Here is a 14,795-nt window from a genome sequence, read left to right on the forward strand (position 1 = left end):
GGTTGGCCCTCCCGCTCGTCGTTGTCGTCAGTCCTTCCAGGGATCGAACTCGCCTTCGCCGGCCATGGCGACGGCGAACGGCCGCAACGTGTGCAGCACCTTCACGGTGCCGGCGTGTTGCGCCAGCACGTCCGGTAGGCGGCGATAGGCCATCGGACTCTCGTCGAGGTCGGCACCGATCAAGGTGACGCCGCGCTCGTTCAGCCAACGGTCCATCTCGTCGCGCGAGAAGCGCCGCTTCGCCTCACGTCGTCCGAATAGGCGGCCGGCGCCGTGCACGGTCGAGTAGAGCGAGCCCCTGGCTTCCGGGCTGTCGACGCCTTCGAGAATGACGGCGTCGTCGCCCATCGAGCCGCCGACGAACCCCTTCTGGCCGGGAAACGCCGGCGTCGCGCCCTTGCGCACCACCCACAAATCCTTGCCGTCGTGGGTCTCACGCCAGGCATAATTGTGGTGGTTGTGCACGCTCTCGGTCACGCTGCCGCCGATGATCCGGCGGACGCGCTCGACCACCCACTCGCGGCCCGCATAGGCGTAGCGCCCGGCGAGCTGCATCGCCGCGATGTAGCGGCGGCCGAGCTCGCTGTCCTCGTCGACCACGGCGGGCGGGACGTTCATGCCGTCCTTGCCGCCGGCGGCCTTGAGGTAGCGCGTCGCGGAGGTATGTCCGAGGCCGCGGCTTCCGAAGTGGACGCCGATCCAGACGAAGCCTTCCTCGTCGCGCATGAGATCGACATAGTGGTTGCCCGATCCGACCGTGCCGAGCTGCTTCACCGCCTTCTGACGGTAGTCCTCCATGTCGCTTTCGCGCCAGGCGTCGCCGTCGTCGAACAGGTTGTGCTCGGCCCGTTCGGCGTTGGCACGTCCGACGCCGAACGAGATCACCTTGGCGACGTCGCGGATGATCGTGGGGGCGATCTCCGCAATGTCGTCGAAGCGGGTGTCGAGCCGAGCCGCCATGTTGCCGCAGCCGATGTCGAAGCCGACCCCGGAGATGCTGACCTGCTTCTCATAGGCGATGACCCCGCCGACCGGCTGGGCGTAACCGAGATGGCCGTCGGCGCAGATCACGCCGGAGACGACGTTGCCGATCGCCATGCAATTGCGCATCTGCGCAATCGTCGCCTCCTCGTGCGGGCCGAACACCTTCAGCGGCGCATTCTGGAAGCGGGCGTCCTGTGTCCGGAACGCGGCGATCGAGCTCGCGGTCGCATTGGCCTCGCGGGCAAGATGCTCCTTGCGCGCGGCGTCCTTGTACAGGCACCAGGCCGGCTGGCCGCGTCCTTCGCCGACGCGCGAGTCGGGATCGATACCGGCGGCGAGGCAGAGCTCGCGGGCGCGTTCCATGTAGGGATCGGGTCGTCGCATGGTCCTAGGTCCTTGTCATTCCGCGCGCACCATAACGGGGGGGCGGATCGTTTCAGAGATTTCGCTGGCCCCGGGCGCGTCTCGCGTCCGGGGCCGTTGTCGTCGCGCATCAGTTCAACGCCGTCTCGGACGCTGCGATCCACGCGACCACGGCCTCGGAGAAGCCGTTGACGCGGGTCCAGGCGCCGTGACCGACACCATGCTGATACGAGGCTACGTTGACCATGGTGCCGCGCGCCTTGGGCTCGGGCACCTGGTCGTGGCTCTGCTCGTCGGTGAAGACGATCAGGCGATCGCCCTTGCGGTCGATCTCCGTCACCGCCTTGCCGAGATACGTGCCGCCATGCGGCTGCGAGTTGATGATCGCATCCCGCAGCGCGAAGCCGCGGCGGGGCGGGACCTTCACGACCTCATTGCTGAAGGTGAAGATCTCGACCTCGTCGCAGATCTCGCGCGCGAGGATGGCAAGACCACACGCCGCCTCCGCACGCGTCATTTCCGACTGCGCGGAGAGGGGCGTGAACATCGAGCCGGACACGTCGATCAGGAGCCGCGTCCGGCCCGGAAGCCGCACATGGTCCTTGACCGACTTGAGCATCGCAGCCTCGAGCTCGGGCTCGAAGTCCGGTGCATAGCGCGCCGCCGTGATGAAGCGATAGGGCAGGATACGATCCGTCCGCATCGCCTCGAGCGCGCCTGCGATGGTCTCGCGCGGGACCTGCGCGTTCTGCATCAGCCGCAGATTGCGCAGCAGCGCCAGGCCGCCGAGCTTCCGCTCCGCGATCAGCCGCTCGAAGGTCTCGCGTTTGCTGTTGCCGGCCGAGAGCGAAACCTCCCAGGTGTCGGGAGAAGGCAGTTCACCCTCGATGAGCTGCTTCCACACCTTCTCCTGCTCGGCATCCCTGGGCTTGGCGTGCACCAGGAACAGCACGTCCCTGATCCGCACCGAGCCGTCGCGGTCCCACTTGGCGAGCTGATAGGCGTCGAACTTGGTCAGCGCGCGGGCAAGACCCTTCTTGACCTGCGCGGAGACCGGCTGACGCTTGCGCTGCTGCTGGGGCCCCAGCGCGTCCGCCCAGTAGATCGCGAGCAGCTCTGTCATCTCGTCGGGCCGCTGGATCACGCGGGCGAGCGTGTCGGCGACGAGGGTGCGGTGCTTCTCGCTGCGCGCCATCTCGCGGATGACGAGCAGCGGCGCGTGCCGCAGCTTCATCACCTCGCGCGCCTCGATCGCAAGCTGCGCGACGCGCGCGGGCGCGACCTTGGGCACGAGTGCCTTGATGCGGTCGGCGATGGCGACGCCGTCCTCGTAGAACTGGTTCTCCCACAGGAGGCAGTTCATCAGTGCGCGCTTCAGCTCCATCTCGGGCGTGAAGCGGATTGCGCGCGCGCCCTCCCGCGTGAAGGCACGAGCGATCTTGTTGAGCCTGACCATGACGGCCTCCTCTTGGGTTGATGGGCGAATGAAAAGGGGGCCGGGGAACAAGCGAGGCTGTTCGTGCTCTACCCACTGAGCTACGGACTTGCGTCCGGGAGGGTTCGAACCTCCGACACCGAAGTAACAGCGCTCTTCACCACCGGCGGTGGCTAAGGGACACGATCCGGGAACGGGCGATTGCTGTACCCGACGAGCCGAAGCTCGCCGGAAAGCGCTCTATCCTCTGAGCTACCGGTGCATGGGACACCGGGCGGGATTCGAACCCGCGACCTCTCGCGTTGCAGGCGAAGTAACAGGAATCTTCACCACGGATCGTGATGGGGTTGGCGGGGAACGGGCGATGCTGTTGCCGCTCCGAAGAGCAAGAACTGCTACGGCATTTCAGCCGGCGAGATTCGAACCCACGACCTCCGTCCCGGCAAGCCGGGACGGCGCTCTACCGAAGTAACAGACATCTTCACCACCGCCAGGCCGATGCTTTCGCGTCCGCCTTTGATGGGTACGCTGGGGAACGGGCGATATCGGCTTTCAGTGACGACAACACAGTCGCCCTCCTTGCGGACGGATCCCGTGCCGGGCCGCGTGCGTACCTTTTCCGAGGCCGCATCCCGGTGCGTGTGTCAAAGGCGGGAGGCATACCCGCTTTGCCGGGTGGAGAAGTATCCGACATCTTCACCACCAGCGTCGGTTGAGCCGCGATCTCTCACGGCATACCGAGTTACAAAAATTCGTTTGCGGCGCTGTCGACGCGCCGCATGTTGCGAACCCTTTGGGTTCGCTCTGCCATCGGTGTCCGGCTCATCGCCTCGTTCCCTCCGGCAGGCCCCGCGCACCTGGGCGCGCGCCTCTCCAGCGCGAGCCCCGAGATCCGGGTCTCTCGTTCCGGCCATCGCCGGGATGTTCGGTAGGGCCGCGCGGCGGGCAACAAAAAACCCTCCGGAGCGGCAGGCTCGGGAGGGTCCGTGAGAAGCGGACGGTCGATCTTGCGGTCAGGCACGATCGCTCCCACGAGCCGGGCATGCAAAATCGACTGGCCGTAGGCCATTCGATATGCGGACAATTCTTTCGTAGCGGTATGACATCGCTCGGTTCATGGTGTCTGTCGCAAGCGGAAGTGCTTGCGAGGGCGCGGGACATACGCCCGCAACTTGCGGATGTCAAGCAAGGCGCGTGTGGAAATTGCAGGACATTGACGACAAGACACGGATGCCTGTCGTGCCAACCTATCTCGGTCTCGACGGATTTCGCTTCGGTTGGGTCGCTGCCTGGATCGATGAGCGTGGCGATCATGGCTTCGATTACTCGCCGGGCCTGACGCGCCTGCTCGCGCTGCCGCATGTGCGTGCGATGATCGACATGCCGATCGGCTTGAATCCAGGCGGCTATCGCGCGTGCGATCTGCGTGCGCGCGAGCTGATCGGCCCTGCCGTGTTTCTTGGCGCGCGGAGAGACCTCTGGAGCTTTCGCGACATGGCGGCGGCCAACCGCTTCTACTGGACGCATGAAGGCAAGGGCAGGGGAGTATCGGCGCAGCTCTGGAACATCCGGGACAAGATGAGAGAGGTCGACGAAGCCATGACGCCAACGCGGCAGGTGTCGATCGGCGAAGCGCATCCGGAGCTGATCTTCTGGAATCTCGCAGGGCGAGTGCGTCTCGCAAGGAAGACGTCGGCGCAGGGCCGCGAGCAGCGCATAGCGCTGCTGGCGCAACGCGGTTTCACGCGCCTGCAGAAATGGCTGACGCAACGCCACGGCACGGGTATCGGCCGCGAAGATCTCATCGACGCCTGTGCCTGCGCGGTCGCGGCACGTGACAGCACACAGCGCGTTGGTGGCGAGGAGTTCGATCCGCGCGGCTTGCGAATGGAGATCAATTTTTGAAGTCAGTCCTCCCGATCGCCATTGTCTTCGAAGTGGCCGTGACCATTGCGGCCGGGATTCGAGGAGACGTCCTCGTCGTCCAGTCTTGTTGCTCTCGCTTGGTACTCGTCGGCCATCGCTCGCAGCCGTTGCGCGGCTTCGCTGTGAGCGAGCTCGTTCGCTACGCGGCGACAGCGTTCGGCGTGATCGAGCAGGGCGCGTTTTTCGATGTTCATCCAGCAACAACGCTCGAGGACGCCATTGGTCCCTGTGCGGGATGCCGGAACAGCGCGAAGGCCTCGCAGCAAAATACGGGGAAAAATAGCAATATTTTCGTGTCACTTCGGAACGTGGCGCTTGAGCCGACGTTTTACGCCAAGGGCTGTCGAGGGACAAAATGCCATGTACGACGTGCGCCAATTGGCGACCGCGATGCTGACGATCGCCTTTACGGCCCTGCTGTTGATCACGGGGGAATGGTTCGTCGAGTATCGCCTCCAGCATGAAGCAACGACCCCGACCGTGGTGGTGGCAACGCTGCCGCCATAGGCACAGGTTAGCCGGGACGAAGTGTGACTTGCGCCGCACGGCGCCTCGCCTAGATTGAGCATGCCTCAGTCCATGCACCAAAGGTCCCGATGTCCGATCTGTCCGCCTTTCCCATCACCAAACGTTGGCCGGCGAAACATCCCGAACTGCTTCAGCTCTATTCCTTGCCCACGCCGAACGGCGTCAAGGTCTCGATCATACTGGAGGAGATCGGACTCCCCTACGAAGTCCATCTGGTCGATTTCGGCAAGGACGATCAGAAGACACCGGAGTTTCTGTCGCTCAATCCGAACGGCAAGATCCCCGCGATCCTCGATCCCAACGGTCCCGGGAGCAGGCCGCTGCCGCTGTTCGAGTCCGGGGCGATCCTGCAATACCTCGCGGAGAGGTCCGGCAAGCTTCTGCCGGAGGATGCCGCTCGCCGCTATCAAACCATCCAGTGGGTGCACTTCCAGATGGGGGGCATCGGGCCGATGTTCGGCCAGGTCGGCTTCTTTCACAAATTCGCCGGCAAGGATTTCGAGGACAAGCGGCCCCTCGAACGTTACGTCAATGAGTCCAAACGCCTGCTCGGCGTGATGGAGATGCACCTTTCCGGCCGGCAGTGGTTCATGGATGACGACTACACCATCGCCGACATCTCCATGCTCGGCTGGGTGCGGAATCTCATTGGATTCTACGGCGCCGGCGATCTCGTGGATTTCGGCCAGTTCAAGGCGGTCGGTAGCTGGCTCGAACGCGGGCTGGCGCGTCCGGCGGTACAGCGCGGGCTGAACATTCCGAAGCGGCCGTGATCTTCCCTAGAACAGGCGTCCGCCGTTTGGCACAGGCTTGCTCGGCTGCACCAGCACGACCTTGCCGTTTGCGTCGGGAAAGCCGAGCGTCAGCACCTCGGAGACGACTGGGCCGATCTGGCGCGGCGGGAAATTGACGACGGCCGCAACCTGTTGCCCCACGAGGGTTTCGAGTGGGTGATTTTCGGTGATCTGGGCCGAGCTCTTGCGTACGCCGATGGCGGGTCCGAAATCGATCCAGAGACGCCAGGCGGGCTTGCGCGCCTCCGGAAACGGCTTGGCGTCGACGATGGTGCCGACACGGACATCCACCGCGAGGAAGCTGTTGAAGTCGATGGTCGGCGAGGCGGCGGCTGCGGGATCGTGGGTAACGTGCATGGGATGTCCGTTCGGAGAGGGTGGTCCGCAATATTGTCGCGCGAGCCGGAGTTTCGTACAACACCACGCACAGCACGATACGCCATGCGCGAGGAACGTCTTGCCCAACATCATCTACGGTATCAAGAACTGCGACACCATGAAGAAGGCCCGTGCCTGGCTCGATGCCCATGACGTGCCTTACGAGTTTCACGACTACAAGGCGGCGGGCGTGGAGAAGGACAAGCTCAAGCAGTGGAGCGACAAGGTCGGGTGGGAGACGCTGCTCAATCGCGCCGGGACGACCTTCAAGAAGCTCCCCGACTCCGACAAGGAAGGCCTCAGTGAGAAAAAGGCGTTGGCGTTGATGCTAGCGCAACCATCGATGATCAAGCGGCCGGTGCTGGAAATGGGCGGCAAGCTGCTGGTCGGCTTCAAGCCGGATGTCTATGCAAAGGAGGTCGGCGGCAAAGCGCGCCGACCGCTAGTTCAGCTCGATGATCTCGGCGGTGATGCCCGGACCCTGCTGGTCGCAGAACTCGACCGTCTCGGCGGACGCGATGCGGCCCGGGGCGCGATGTAACAGCTCGCGATCGATCACGGCGCGCATCTTTGGACGCGGCAGCGCGTCATTTCCGCGCATCAGATTCTTGATCTCGAAGCCGCCGTCCTCGCAGAAGGTCTTGATCGAGGCGATGACGTGACAGACCTTGCCGTCGGTCTGGAAGGGCAGCAGCAGCCGTTCATAGGCGACCATGCGCCCGTAGATGTCCTCGACGTTGGCAACGCTGTAGACGGGCAGCCCGCGTGCCACACATTCATGATAGATCGGCATCACGAACGGGGCGAGCCGCGGCCCGACATAATCATCGAGCAGAACGCCCTTGCCGGTATGTCCATAGGCGTGCGAGATGCGTGTGCCCTCGCTCTGGATGATGAGGCGGGGCTTCGGCGTCGAAAATTCCACCGTATAGTAGATGAGATCCGAGAGCTCCTCCTCGAGTCGCGCGGGCTGATACTCCCAGATCGCCGACGCGATCTGCTGGCGTGCATAAAGTCGCAGCCACGTGTTCAGGAGATCGCGTTGCCGGATCGACATGACGACGGAGGGAGCGGCGCCTGCAAAATCCAAAGCAATATTCTCCGCACGTGAAGAGGCGCGCATGATCCCGCTTGTGGGAAAATTTTTGATGAAGGCTGGCGTACGGAACGAAAGACCGTTAACGACGGCTTGATGACCGGTGCCTTGCGAACCGGGAGGCCGGGCAGGCACGACATCGAGACGTCTCCGACTAAGGGAGCATTTGTACCCCAGCCGGAGGCCTGATCTGCTCAGCTTTCCGCCTTGCCTAACCCCCGTCACCTCCGGCATATTCCGCGCCCGGAGGCGGCGCCCCGGGTGGGCTGCAAGTCCTCCGGACAGCCGAAGCAACAAGGACAGCCACGCGCCTCGCGGGCAGGGGGAAATCTGTTTGGCCGATGAGTTCATTCTCGAAACGGAAGGCTTGACCAAGGAGTTTGCGGGCTTCTTCGCCGTCCGCGACGTTGCGCTCAAGGTTCGCCGTGGGAGCATTCATGCGTTGATCGGCCCGAACGGGGCCGGCAAGACGACCTGCTTCAATCTTTTGACCAAGTTCCTCAAACCGTCGGCCGGAAAGATCCTCTACAAGGGGCAGGACATCACGGCGATGGCGCCGGCCGACGTGGCCCGCTTGGGTCTTGTGCGTTCATTCCAGATTTCGGCGGTATTTCCGCATCTCACCGCGCTGGAAAACGTCCGTGTCGCGCTGCAGCGCCAGCACGGCTCTTCGTTTGATTTCTGGCGTTCCAAGTCCGTGCTCAATCGCTTCAACGATCGCGCGCGCGAGTTGCTGAACGATGTCGGCCTCAGCGAGTTTGCGAACACGCCCGCGGTCGAAATGCCCTATGGACGCAAACGCGCACTTGAGATCGCAACCACGCTCGCGCTCGACCCAGAGATGATGCTGCTCGACGAGCCGATGGCCGGCATGGGCCACGAGGACATCGACAAGATCGCGGCGCTGATCAAGCGTATCTCGGCGAAATACACCATTCTCATGGTCGAGCATAATTTGAGCGTCGTGGCCAATCTCTCCGACATCATCACCGTGCTGACGCGCGGGCAGGTGCTCGCGCAGGGTCATTACTCCGAGCTCACCAAGGACGAGCGCGTCAAGGAAGCCTATCTGGGAGCCGGTCATGCCTGACACTGCGATCGCCGAGGCTCCGGCCAGGGCTGCGAGCGGCGGAAACATCCTTCAAGTCCGCAACCTCGAAGCCTGGTACGGCGAGTCCCACATCCTGCACGGGATCGACTTCGACGTGAACGCGGGCGAGGTCGTCACCTTGCTCGGGCGCAACGGCGCCGGCAAGACGACCACGCTGAAGTCGATCATGGGCATCATCGGCAAGCGCTCCGGTTCGGTGAAGTTCAACAACCAGGAGATCATTCGCGCGACCTCCGACAGGATCGCGCGCATGGGCATCGCGTTCTGCCCGGAAGAGCGGGGCATATTCGCCAGCCTCGACGTGCGGGAGAATTTGATGTTGCCGCCGGTCGTCCGCGAGGGCGGACTGCCGCTCGACCAGATCTTCGATCTGTTTCCGAACCTGAAGGAGCGGCTGAGCAGCCAGGGCACCAAGCTGTCGGGCGGCGAGCAGCAGATGCTCGCGATCGCGCGCATCCTGCGCACCGGCGCGAGCTTCCTGATGCTGGACGAGCCGACCGAGGGCCTCGCGCCCGTCATCATCCAGCAGATCGGTCACACCATCGCGCGGCTCAAGAAGGAGGGCTTCACGATCCTCCTGGTCGAGCAGAACTTCCGCTTCGCATCCACCGTCGCCGACCGCTACTACGTGGTCGAGCACGGCAAGATCATTGACGGATTCTCCAACGCGGAGCTTGCCGCCAACATGGACAAGCTCCACACCTATTTGGGCGTCTAGAGCATGATCGGGATCCGGAGGGCCACGTCAGCGCAAAGTGCGTAGCGGTTTTCCGAAGAGATCGTGCTCGAGTTGAAGAGCTGCCAACGAGAAAATTCAAAAAGGAAAGTTGCATGAAGACCAGGTCGATTGCGTCATTGCTGCTGACCACCGCGCTCACCTTCGCCGCAACAGGCGTCGCGTCGGCGCAGGACAAGACGGTCAAGATCGGCGCGCTGTCCGATCAGTCCGGGCTCTACGCCGACCTCGGCGGCCCCGGCTCGACGCTCGCCGCGCAGATGGCCGTCGAGGATTCCGGCCTGGCTGCGAAGGGCTGGAAGATCGACATCATCTCCGGCGATCACCAGAACAAGCCGGACATCGGCACCGCGATCGCGCGGCAGTGGTTCGACGTCGACAAGGTCGATGTCATCGTCGACGTGCCGAATTCCGGCGTGGCGCTCGCCGTCAATAACGTCATCAAGGAGAAGAACGGCGTCTACATCAATTCGGGTGCGGCGACCTCCGATCTCACCAACGCGCAGTGCTCGCCCAACACCGTGCACTGGACCTACGACACCTACATGCTGGCGCACACCACCGGCCAGGCGCTGGTGAAGGCAGGTGGCGACACCTGGTTCTTCCTGACCGCGGACTATGCCTTCGGTGCTGCTCTCGAGCGCGACACCACGGCGGTGGTCACGGCCAACGGCGGCAAGGTGATCGGCGGCGTCAAGCATCCGCTCAACACGCCGGACTTCTCGTCCTTCCTGCTCCAGGCGCAGGCCTCCAAGGCCAAGATCATCGGCCTTGCCAACGCCGGCGGCGACACCACCAACACGATCAAGCAGGCGGCCGAGTTCGGCATCGTCAAGGGCGGCCAGAAGCTCGCGGCCCTCTTGCTCTTCCTCACCGACGTCAAGGCGATCGGCCTCGAGACGGCGCAGGGACTCAATTTCACCGAGACGTTCTACTGGGACATGAACGACAAGACCCGGGCGTTCTCCAAGCGCTTCGCCGAGAAGATGAAGAACAACGCGCCACCCACGATGGTGCAGGCGGGGGTCTATGCCGGCGTGCGCCACTATCTCAAGGCCCTCGAAGCGCTCGGCGGCAACCCGCATGACGGCGTCAAGGTCGTCGAGAAGATGAAGTCGATGCCGACCGAGGACGATCTGTTCGCCAAGGGCGAGATCCAGCCCAACGGCCGCACCATCCACGACGCCTATCTGTTCGAGGTGAAGAAGCCCTCGGAGTCCAAGGGGCCATGGGACTTCTACAAGCTGGTGGGCACGGTGCCGGGCGACCAGGCTTTCACGCCATTGTCCGCGAGCAAGTGCGCGCTGTTGAAGAAGTAAGATAACGGCCCGCAGGCCTTGAGGCCCGCGGGCGACTTTCAGGGAACGCCGAAGGGACCGGGTGCGGGATCGATGCAGGCTCTATACGCTCAGCTACTGGTGGGACTGATCAACGGCTCGTTCTACGCGCTGCTCAGTCTCGGGCTTGCCGTAATCTTCGGCATGCTCAACATCATCAATTTCGCCCATGGCGCGCTCTACATGATGGGCGCCTTCGTCGCCTATTTCCTGCTGAACCTCGGCGGGATCAGCTACTGGTGGGCGTTGCTGCTCGCGCCAATCATCGTCGGCATCTTCGGCATGATCCTGGAACGGACCATGCTGCAATGGCTGACGGGGCTCGATCACCTCTACGGCCTGCTGCTGACGTTCGGCATCGCGCTGATCGTGCAGGGCGTTTTCCAGAACTATTTCGGCTCCTCCGGCCTGCCCTATGCCATTCCGGACCAGCTCAAGGGCGGCATGAATCTCGGCTTCATGTTCCTGCCGATCTATCGCGGCTGGGTCGTCGTGTTCTCCCTCGTCGTGTGCCTTGCGACCTGGTTCCTGATCGAGAAGACGCAGCTCGGCGCCTACCTGCGCGCCGCCACCGAGAACCCGACGCTGGTGCGCGCCTTCGGCATCAACGTGCCGCGCATGATCACGCTGACCTACGGTCTCGGCGTCGGCCTTGCGGCACTCGCCGGCGTGCTGTCGGCGCCGATCAACCAGGTGCGGCCGCTGATGGGCGCCGACCTCATCATCGTCGTGTTCGCGGTGGTCGTGATCGGCGGCATGGGATCGATCATGGGCTCCATCATCACCGGCTTCGCGCTCGGCGTGATCGAGGGCCTGACCAAGTATTTCTACCCCGAGGCCTCCAACACCGTCGTGTTCGTGCTGATGGTGCTGGTGCTCTTGGTGAAGCCAACGGGATTGACGGGAAGGGCCGCCTGAGATGACAACCCTGACGGACGACACGCTGCCGGTGACCCCTCGCGCGATGCGCGACGAGATGATCGTGTTCGTGCTGATGGCGCTGCTGCTGGCGGCCGTGCCGTTCACCGGCGTCTATCCCTTCTTCGTGATGCAGGCGCTGTGCTTTGCGCTGCTCGCCTGCGCCTTCAATCTGCTGATCGGCTACGGCGGCCTGCTGTCCTTTGGCCACGCGATGTTCTTAGGGACAGCGGGCTATTGCAGCGCGCATGCGCTGAAGGTGTGGGCGCTGCCGCCGGAGCTCGGCATCCTCGTCGGCATCGCCGCGGCGTTCGTCCTGTCGATCATCACCGGCTACATCTCGATCCGCCGCCAGGGCATCTATTTCTCGATGATCACGCTGGCGCTGTCGCAGCTCCTGTACTTCATCTATCTCCAGGTCCCATTCACCCACGGCGAGGACGGCATCCAGGGCATCCCGCAGGGGTACATGTTCGGCGTCTTCGATCTCTCCAAGCCGACGGTGCTCTATTACGTCGTGCTGGCCGGCTTCCTTGCCGGCTTCCTCCTGATCTTCCGCATCATCAACTCGCCGTTCGGCGAAGTCCTGAAGGCGATCCGCGAGAACGAGCCGCGGGCGATCTCGCTCGGCTACCGCACCGACCAGTACAAGTTCCTGGCTTTCGTCCTGTCGGGTACGCTGGCCGGTTTTGCCGGTGCGCTGAAGGTGTTTGTGGCCCAGAACGCCTCGCTCACCGACGTGCACTGGTCGATGTCGGGCGAGGTCGTGCTGATGACGCTGGTCGGTGGTCTTGGGACCATTTTCGGACCCGTGGTCGGCGCCTTCGTCATCATCGCCATGCAGCAATATCTGGCGGGCTTCGGACAGTGGGTGACGGTGATCCAGGGCGCGATCTTCGTGATCTGCGTGCTCACCTTCCGCCGCGGCGTCATCGGCGAAATCGCGCATTACTTCCGTCGATCGCTATAAGTAGTTGAAATTGCATCAATTTCATTGATGCGTGAAAGCGGTGGATGACCCGGCTCCGTGGGCGTGAGATGACACGCGCGCGGATCGAAAATGGTCTATGACAGTTTCATGACAGCCCTCCGGGGCCTGACCATTCTAACCGGTAGCCTATCCCCATGATGCGTTGGTTTCGTGCGTTCCTGCCCAAGGAAGAACGGTTCTTCGACCTGTTCGACCGGCATGCCCAGACCGTGATCCAGGGCGCGATCGCGCTCCAGGGCATGCTCAATGGGGGCGAGGAGACGCCGGTCTATTGCCAGCGCGTCAACCAGTTCGAGAACGACGCCGACAACATTACCCGTGAGGTGCTGACGGCGGTGCGGCGCACCTTCATCACTCCGTTCGACCGCGGCGACATCAAGAACCTCATCACGTCGCTGGACGATGCCATCGACCAGATGCAGCAGACGGCCAAGGCGGTCATGCTGTTCGAGGTCCGCAGCTTCGAGCCGCCCATGCGCGAGATCGGCGGGCTCCTGATCGAATGCGCCAATCTGGTCGGGCGTGCGCTGCCGCTGATGCAGTCGATCGGCCCGAACGTCGCCATGCTGACCGCGATCACCGAAGAGCTCGGCAAGCTGGAGGGCCGGGTCGACGATCTCCACGACATCGGCCTGAAGGAGCTGTTCCTGAAGCATCGCGAGGGCAATGCGATGGATTTCATCGTCGGCGTCGAGATCTACGACCATCTCGAGAAGGTGGCCGATCGCTTCGACGACGTCGCGAACGAGATCAACAGCATCGTCATCGAGCAGGTTTAGCGCATGATCCGGAACAGTGTGCAGCGGTTTTCCGTTCAGATCATGCGCCAACTTTAGGGCAGGGCCGCCGTGGACGCCGCGTTGGGTCTTCCCATCCTGGTCGGCTTGATCGCCGTCGCGCTGCTGTTCGACTTCCTGAACGGCCTGCACGACGCCGCCAATTCGATCGCGACCATCGTCTCGACCCGCGTGCTGCGGCCGCAATTCGCGGTGTTCTGGGCCGCCTTCTTCAATTTCATCGCCTTCATGGTGTTCGGACTGCACGTCGCCCAGACCATCGGCACCGGCATCATCGATCCCGCGGTCGTCGATGCCCAGGTGATCTTCGCAGCGCTCATCGGCGCGATTGTCTGGAACCTCGTGACCTGGGCGCTCGGCATTCCGTCCTCGTCGTCGCACGCGTTGATCGGCGGCCTCGTCGGCGGCGGCATGGCCAAGGCGGGGATTTCGGCCGCGGTGTGGGGCGGCCTGTCCAAGACGGTGCTGGCGATCGTGCTGTCTCCGCTGGTCGGCTTCCTGTTGGCGATGATGCTGGTGGCGATCGTGTCGTGGGCCTCGGTGCGCTCGACGCCGTTCGCGGTCGATCGTGCCTTCCGGATCCTGCAATTCGCCTCCGCCTCGCTCTATTCGCTCGGCCATGGCGGCAACGACGCGCAGAAGACCATGGGCATCATCGCGGTGCTGCTGTATTCGCAGGGTCATCTCGGCAGCGAGTTCTCGGTGCCGTTCTGGGTGGTGCTGTCCTGCCAGGCGGCAATGGCGCTGGGCACGCTGATGGGCGGCTGGCGCATCGTCCGCACCATGGGCCTGCGCATCACGAAATTGACGCCGATGCAGGGCTTTTGCGCCGAGACGGGGGGCGCCGCGACCCTGTTCATGGCGACCTATCTCGGAGTTCCCGTCTCGACCACCCACACCATCACCGGTGCCATCGTCGGCGTCGGCGCCGCCCGCCGCGTCTCGGCCGTCCGCTGGAACGTCGCGAGCTCGATCGTCTATGCCTGGGTGATCACGATCCCGGCCTCAGCCATCGTCGCGGCGCTGACCTGGTGGCTGGTCCAGATCTTCGTCAAGTGACGAGCTTCAGTCCGGCAATCCCGGCGACAATCAGGGCGATGCTGGCAAGGCGCAAGGCCGTTGCCGGCTCGCCGAACAGGACGATGCCGAGCGTCGCAGTGCCCACCGCGCCGATGCCGGTCCAGACCGCATAGGCGGTTCCGACCGGGAGCGATTTGAGCGCAAGTCCAAGCAGGATGACGCTGCCGGCCATGGCCGCCAAGGTGATCACCGACGGCAGAAGCCTGGTGAAACCCTCAGTGTATTTCAGGCCGATCGCCCAGGTGATCTCGAGAAGGCCGGCGACGAACAGGATGCTCCAGGCCATGACGGCCCTCCATTCAAGGCAGGGTCGTCCCCGCG

General features: G+C 63.6%; 16 protein-coding genes and 1 pseudogene. 11 read left to right on the forward strand and 6 right to left on the reverse strand.

The window, feature by feature from the left end; genetic code table 11:
• Positions 1–27: 27 nt before the first annotated feature.
• Together EHH60_RS07675 and EHH60_RS07680 are read right to left on the reverse strand one after the other, a co-directional pair.
• Complete coding sequence (locus EHH60_RS07675; protein ID WP_124158842.1) at positions 28–1,368, reverse strand: RtcB family protein; 1,341 nt, start codon at positions 1,366–1,368, stop codon at positions 28–30.
• Positions 1,369–1,477: 109 nt separating this feature from the next.
• Positions 1,478–2,803: a TROVE domain-containing protein gene (locus EHH60_RS07680; protein WP_124158843.1), complete on the reverse strand. Its 1,326-nt coding sequence runs from the start codon at positions 2,801–2,803 to the stop codon at positions 1,478–1,480.
• Between the two features lie 1,218 nt (positions 2,804–4,021).
• Here EHH60_RS07680 and EHH60_RS07685 point away from each other — a divergent pair.
• The gene (locus EHH60_RS07685; protein ID WP_124159075.1) at positions 4,022–4,687 is read left to right on the forward strand and encodes a DUF429 domain-containing protein; all 666 of its coding nucleotides are present in this window, start codon (positions 4,022–4,024) and stop codon (positions 4,685–4,687) included.
• 2 nt (positions 4,688–4,689) lie between these two features.
• Here EHH60_RS07685 and EHH60_RS07690 read toward each other — a convergent pair whose 3' ends face one another.
• The gene (locus EHH60_RS07690) at positions 4,690–4,902 is read right to left on the reverse strand and encodes a hypothetical protein (protein WP_124158844.1); all 213 of its coding nucleotides are present in this window, start codon (positions 4,900–4,902) and stop codon (positions 4,690–4,692) included.
• A 166-nt stretch (positions 4,903–5,068) separates the two neighbouring features.
• Between EHH60_RS07690 and EHH60_RS37450 the strand changes: the two genes are divergently transcribed.
• Both EHH60_RS37450 and EHH60_RS07695 read left to right on the forward strand, forming a co-directional pair.
• The gene (locus EHH60_RS37450) at positions 5,069–5,215 is read left to right on the forward strand and encodes a hypothetical protein (RefSeq protein ID WP_199751337.1); all 147 of its coding nucleotides are present in this window, start codon (positions 5,069–5,071) and stop codon (positions 5,213–5,215) included.
• Between the two features lie 89 nt (positions 5,216–5,304).
• Positions 5,305–6,009: a glutathione S-transferase family protein gene (locus EHH60_RS07695; RefSeq protein WP_124158845.1), complete on the forward strand. Its 705-nt coding sequence runs from the start codon at positions 5,305–5,307 to the stop codon at positions 6,007–6,009.
• 6 nt (positions 6,010–6,015) lie between these two features.
• Here EHH60_RS07695 and EHH60_RS07700 read toward each other — a convergent pair whose 3' ends face one another.
• Complete coding sequence (locus tag EHH60_RS07700; RefSeq protein ID WP_124158846.1) at positions 6,016–6,387, reverse strand: tRNA-binding protein; 372 nt, start codon at positions 6,385–6,387, stop codon at positions 6,016–6,018.
• A 100-nt stretch (positions 6,388–6,487) separates the two neighbouring features.
• On the opposite strand from EHH60_RS07700, the pseudogene EHH60_RS07705 reads away from it, so the two are divergent.
• Positions 6,488–6,838, forward strand: a pseudogene (locus EHH60_RS07705) (ArsC family reductase); the annotation flags it as partial.
• Between the two features lie 12 nt (positions 6,839–6,850).
• On the opposite strand, the gene EHH60_RS07710 reads toward EHH60_RS07705, so the two are convergent.
• Positions 6,851–7,531 carry a hypothetical protein gene (locus tag EHH60_RS07710; protein WP_124158847.1) on the reverse strand — a complete coding sequence of 227 codons (681 nt, stop codon included), beginning with the start codon at positions 7,529–7,531 and terminating at the stop codon, positions 6,851–6,853.
• Between the two features lie 307 nt (positions 7,532–7,838).
• Between EHH60_RS07710 and EHH60_RS07715 the strand changes: the two genes are divergently transcribed.
• The 7 genes from EHH60_RS07715 (at position 7,839) to EHH60_RS07745 (ending at position 14,453) form a co-directional block, all read left to right on the forward strand.
• A complete protein-coding gene (locus EHH60_RS07715) occupies positions 7,839–8,594 on the forward strand; it encodes an ABC transporter ATP-binding protein (protein ID WP_014495850.1) in 756 nt (251 codons plus the stop codon).
• Positions 8,587–9,333: an ABC transporter ATP-binding protein gene (locus EHH60_RS07720; RefSeq protein ID WP_124158848.1), complete on the forward strand. Its 747-nt coding sequence runs from the start codon at positions 8,587–8,589 to the stop codon at positions 9,331–9,333. Before EHH60_RS07715 ends, EHH60_RS07720 begins: the two co-directional genes overlap by 8 nt.
• A gap of 113 nt (positions 9,334–9,446) precedes the next feature.
• A complete protein-coding gene (locus EHH60_RS07725) occupies positions 9,447–10,670 on the forward strand; it encodes an ABC transporter substrate-binding protein (RefSeq protein ID WP_124158849.1) in 1,224 nt (407 codons plus the stop codon).
• 72 nt (positions 10,671–10,742) lie between these two features.
• Positions 10,743–11,606 carry a branched-chain amino acid ABC transporter permease gene (locus EHH60_RS07730; RefSeq protein WP_124158850.1) on the forward strand — a complete coding sequence of 288 codons (864 nt, stop codon included), beginning with the start codon at positions 10,743–10,745 and terminating at the stop codon, positions 11,604–11,606.
• Position 11,607: 1 nt separating this feature from the next.
• Positions 11,608–12,576, forward strand: coding sequence for a branched-chain amino acid ABC transporter permease (locus EHH60_RS07735; protein WP_124158851.1), 969 nt, complete (start codon positions 11,608–11,610; stop codon positions 12,574–12,576).
• 155 nt (positions 12,577–12,731) lie between these two features.
• Positions 12,732–13,376 carry a DUF47 domain-containing protein gene (locus EHH60_RS07740; RefSeq protein WP_124158852.1) on the forward strand — a complete coding sequence of 215 codons (645 nt, stop codon included), beginning with the start codon at positions 12,732–12,734 and terminating at the stop codon, positions 13,374–13,376.
• A 69-nt stretch (positions 13,377–13,445) separates the two neighbouring features.
• Positions 13,446–14,453 (forward strand): inorganic phosphate transporter, encoded by a 1,008-nt coding sequence (locus tag EHH60_RS07745; protein WP_124158853.1) that lies wholly within the window; start codon positions 13,446–13,448, stop codon positions 14,451–14,453.
• On the opposite strand, the gene sugE is transcribed toward EHH60_RS07745, so the two are convergent.
• Positions 14,446–14,760, reverse strand: coding sequence for a quaternary ammonium compound efflux SMR transporter SugE (gene sugE, locus EHH60_RS07750; RefSeq protein ID WP_124158854.1), 315 nt, complete (start codon positions 14,758–14,760; stop codon positions 14,446–14,448). The two genes, EHH60_RS07745 and sugE, sit on opposite strands and share 8 nt — an antisense overlap.
• Positions 14,761–14,795 lie beyond the last annotated feature (35 nt).

The sequence above is a fragment of the Bradyrhizobium sp. RP6 genome, from assembly GCF_003837805.1.
Lineage (GTDB): Bacteria > Pseudomonadota > Alphaproteobacteria > Rhizobiales > Xanthobacteraceae > Bradyrhizobium.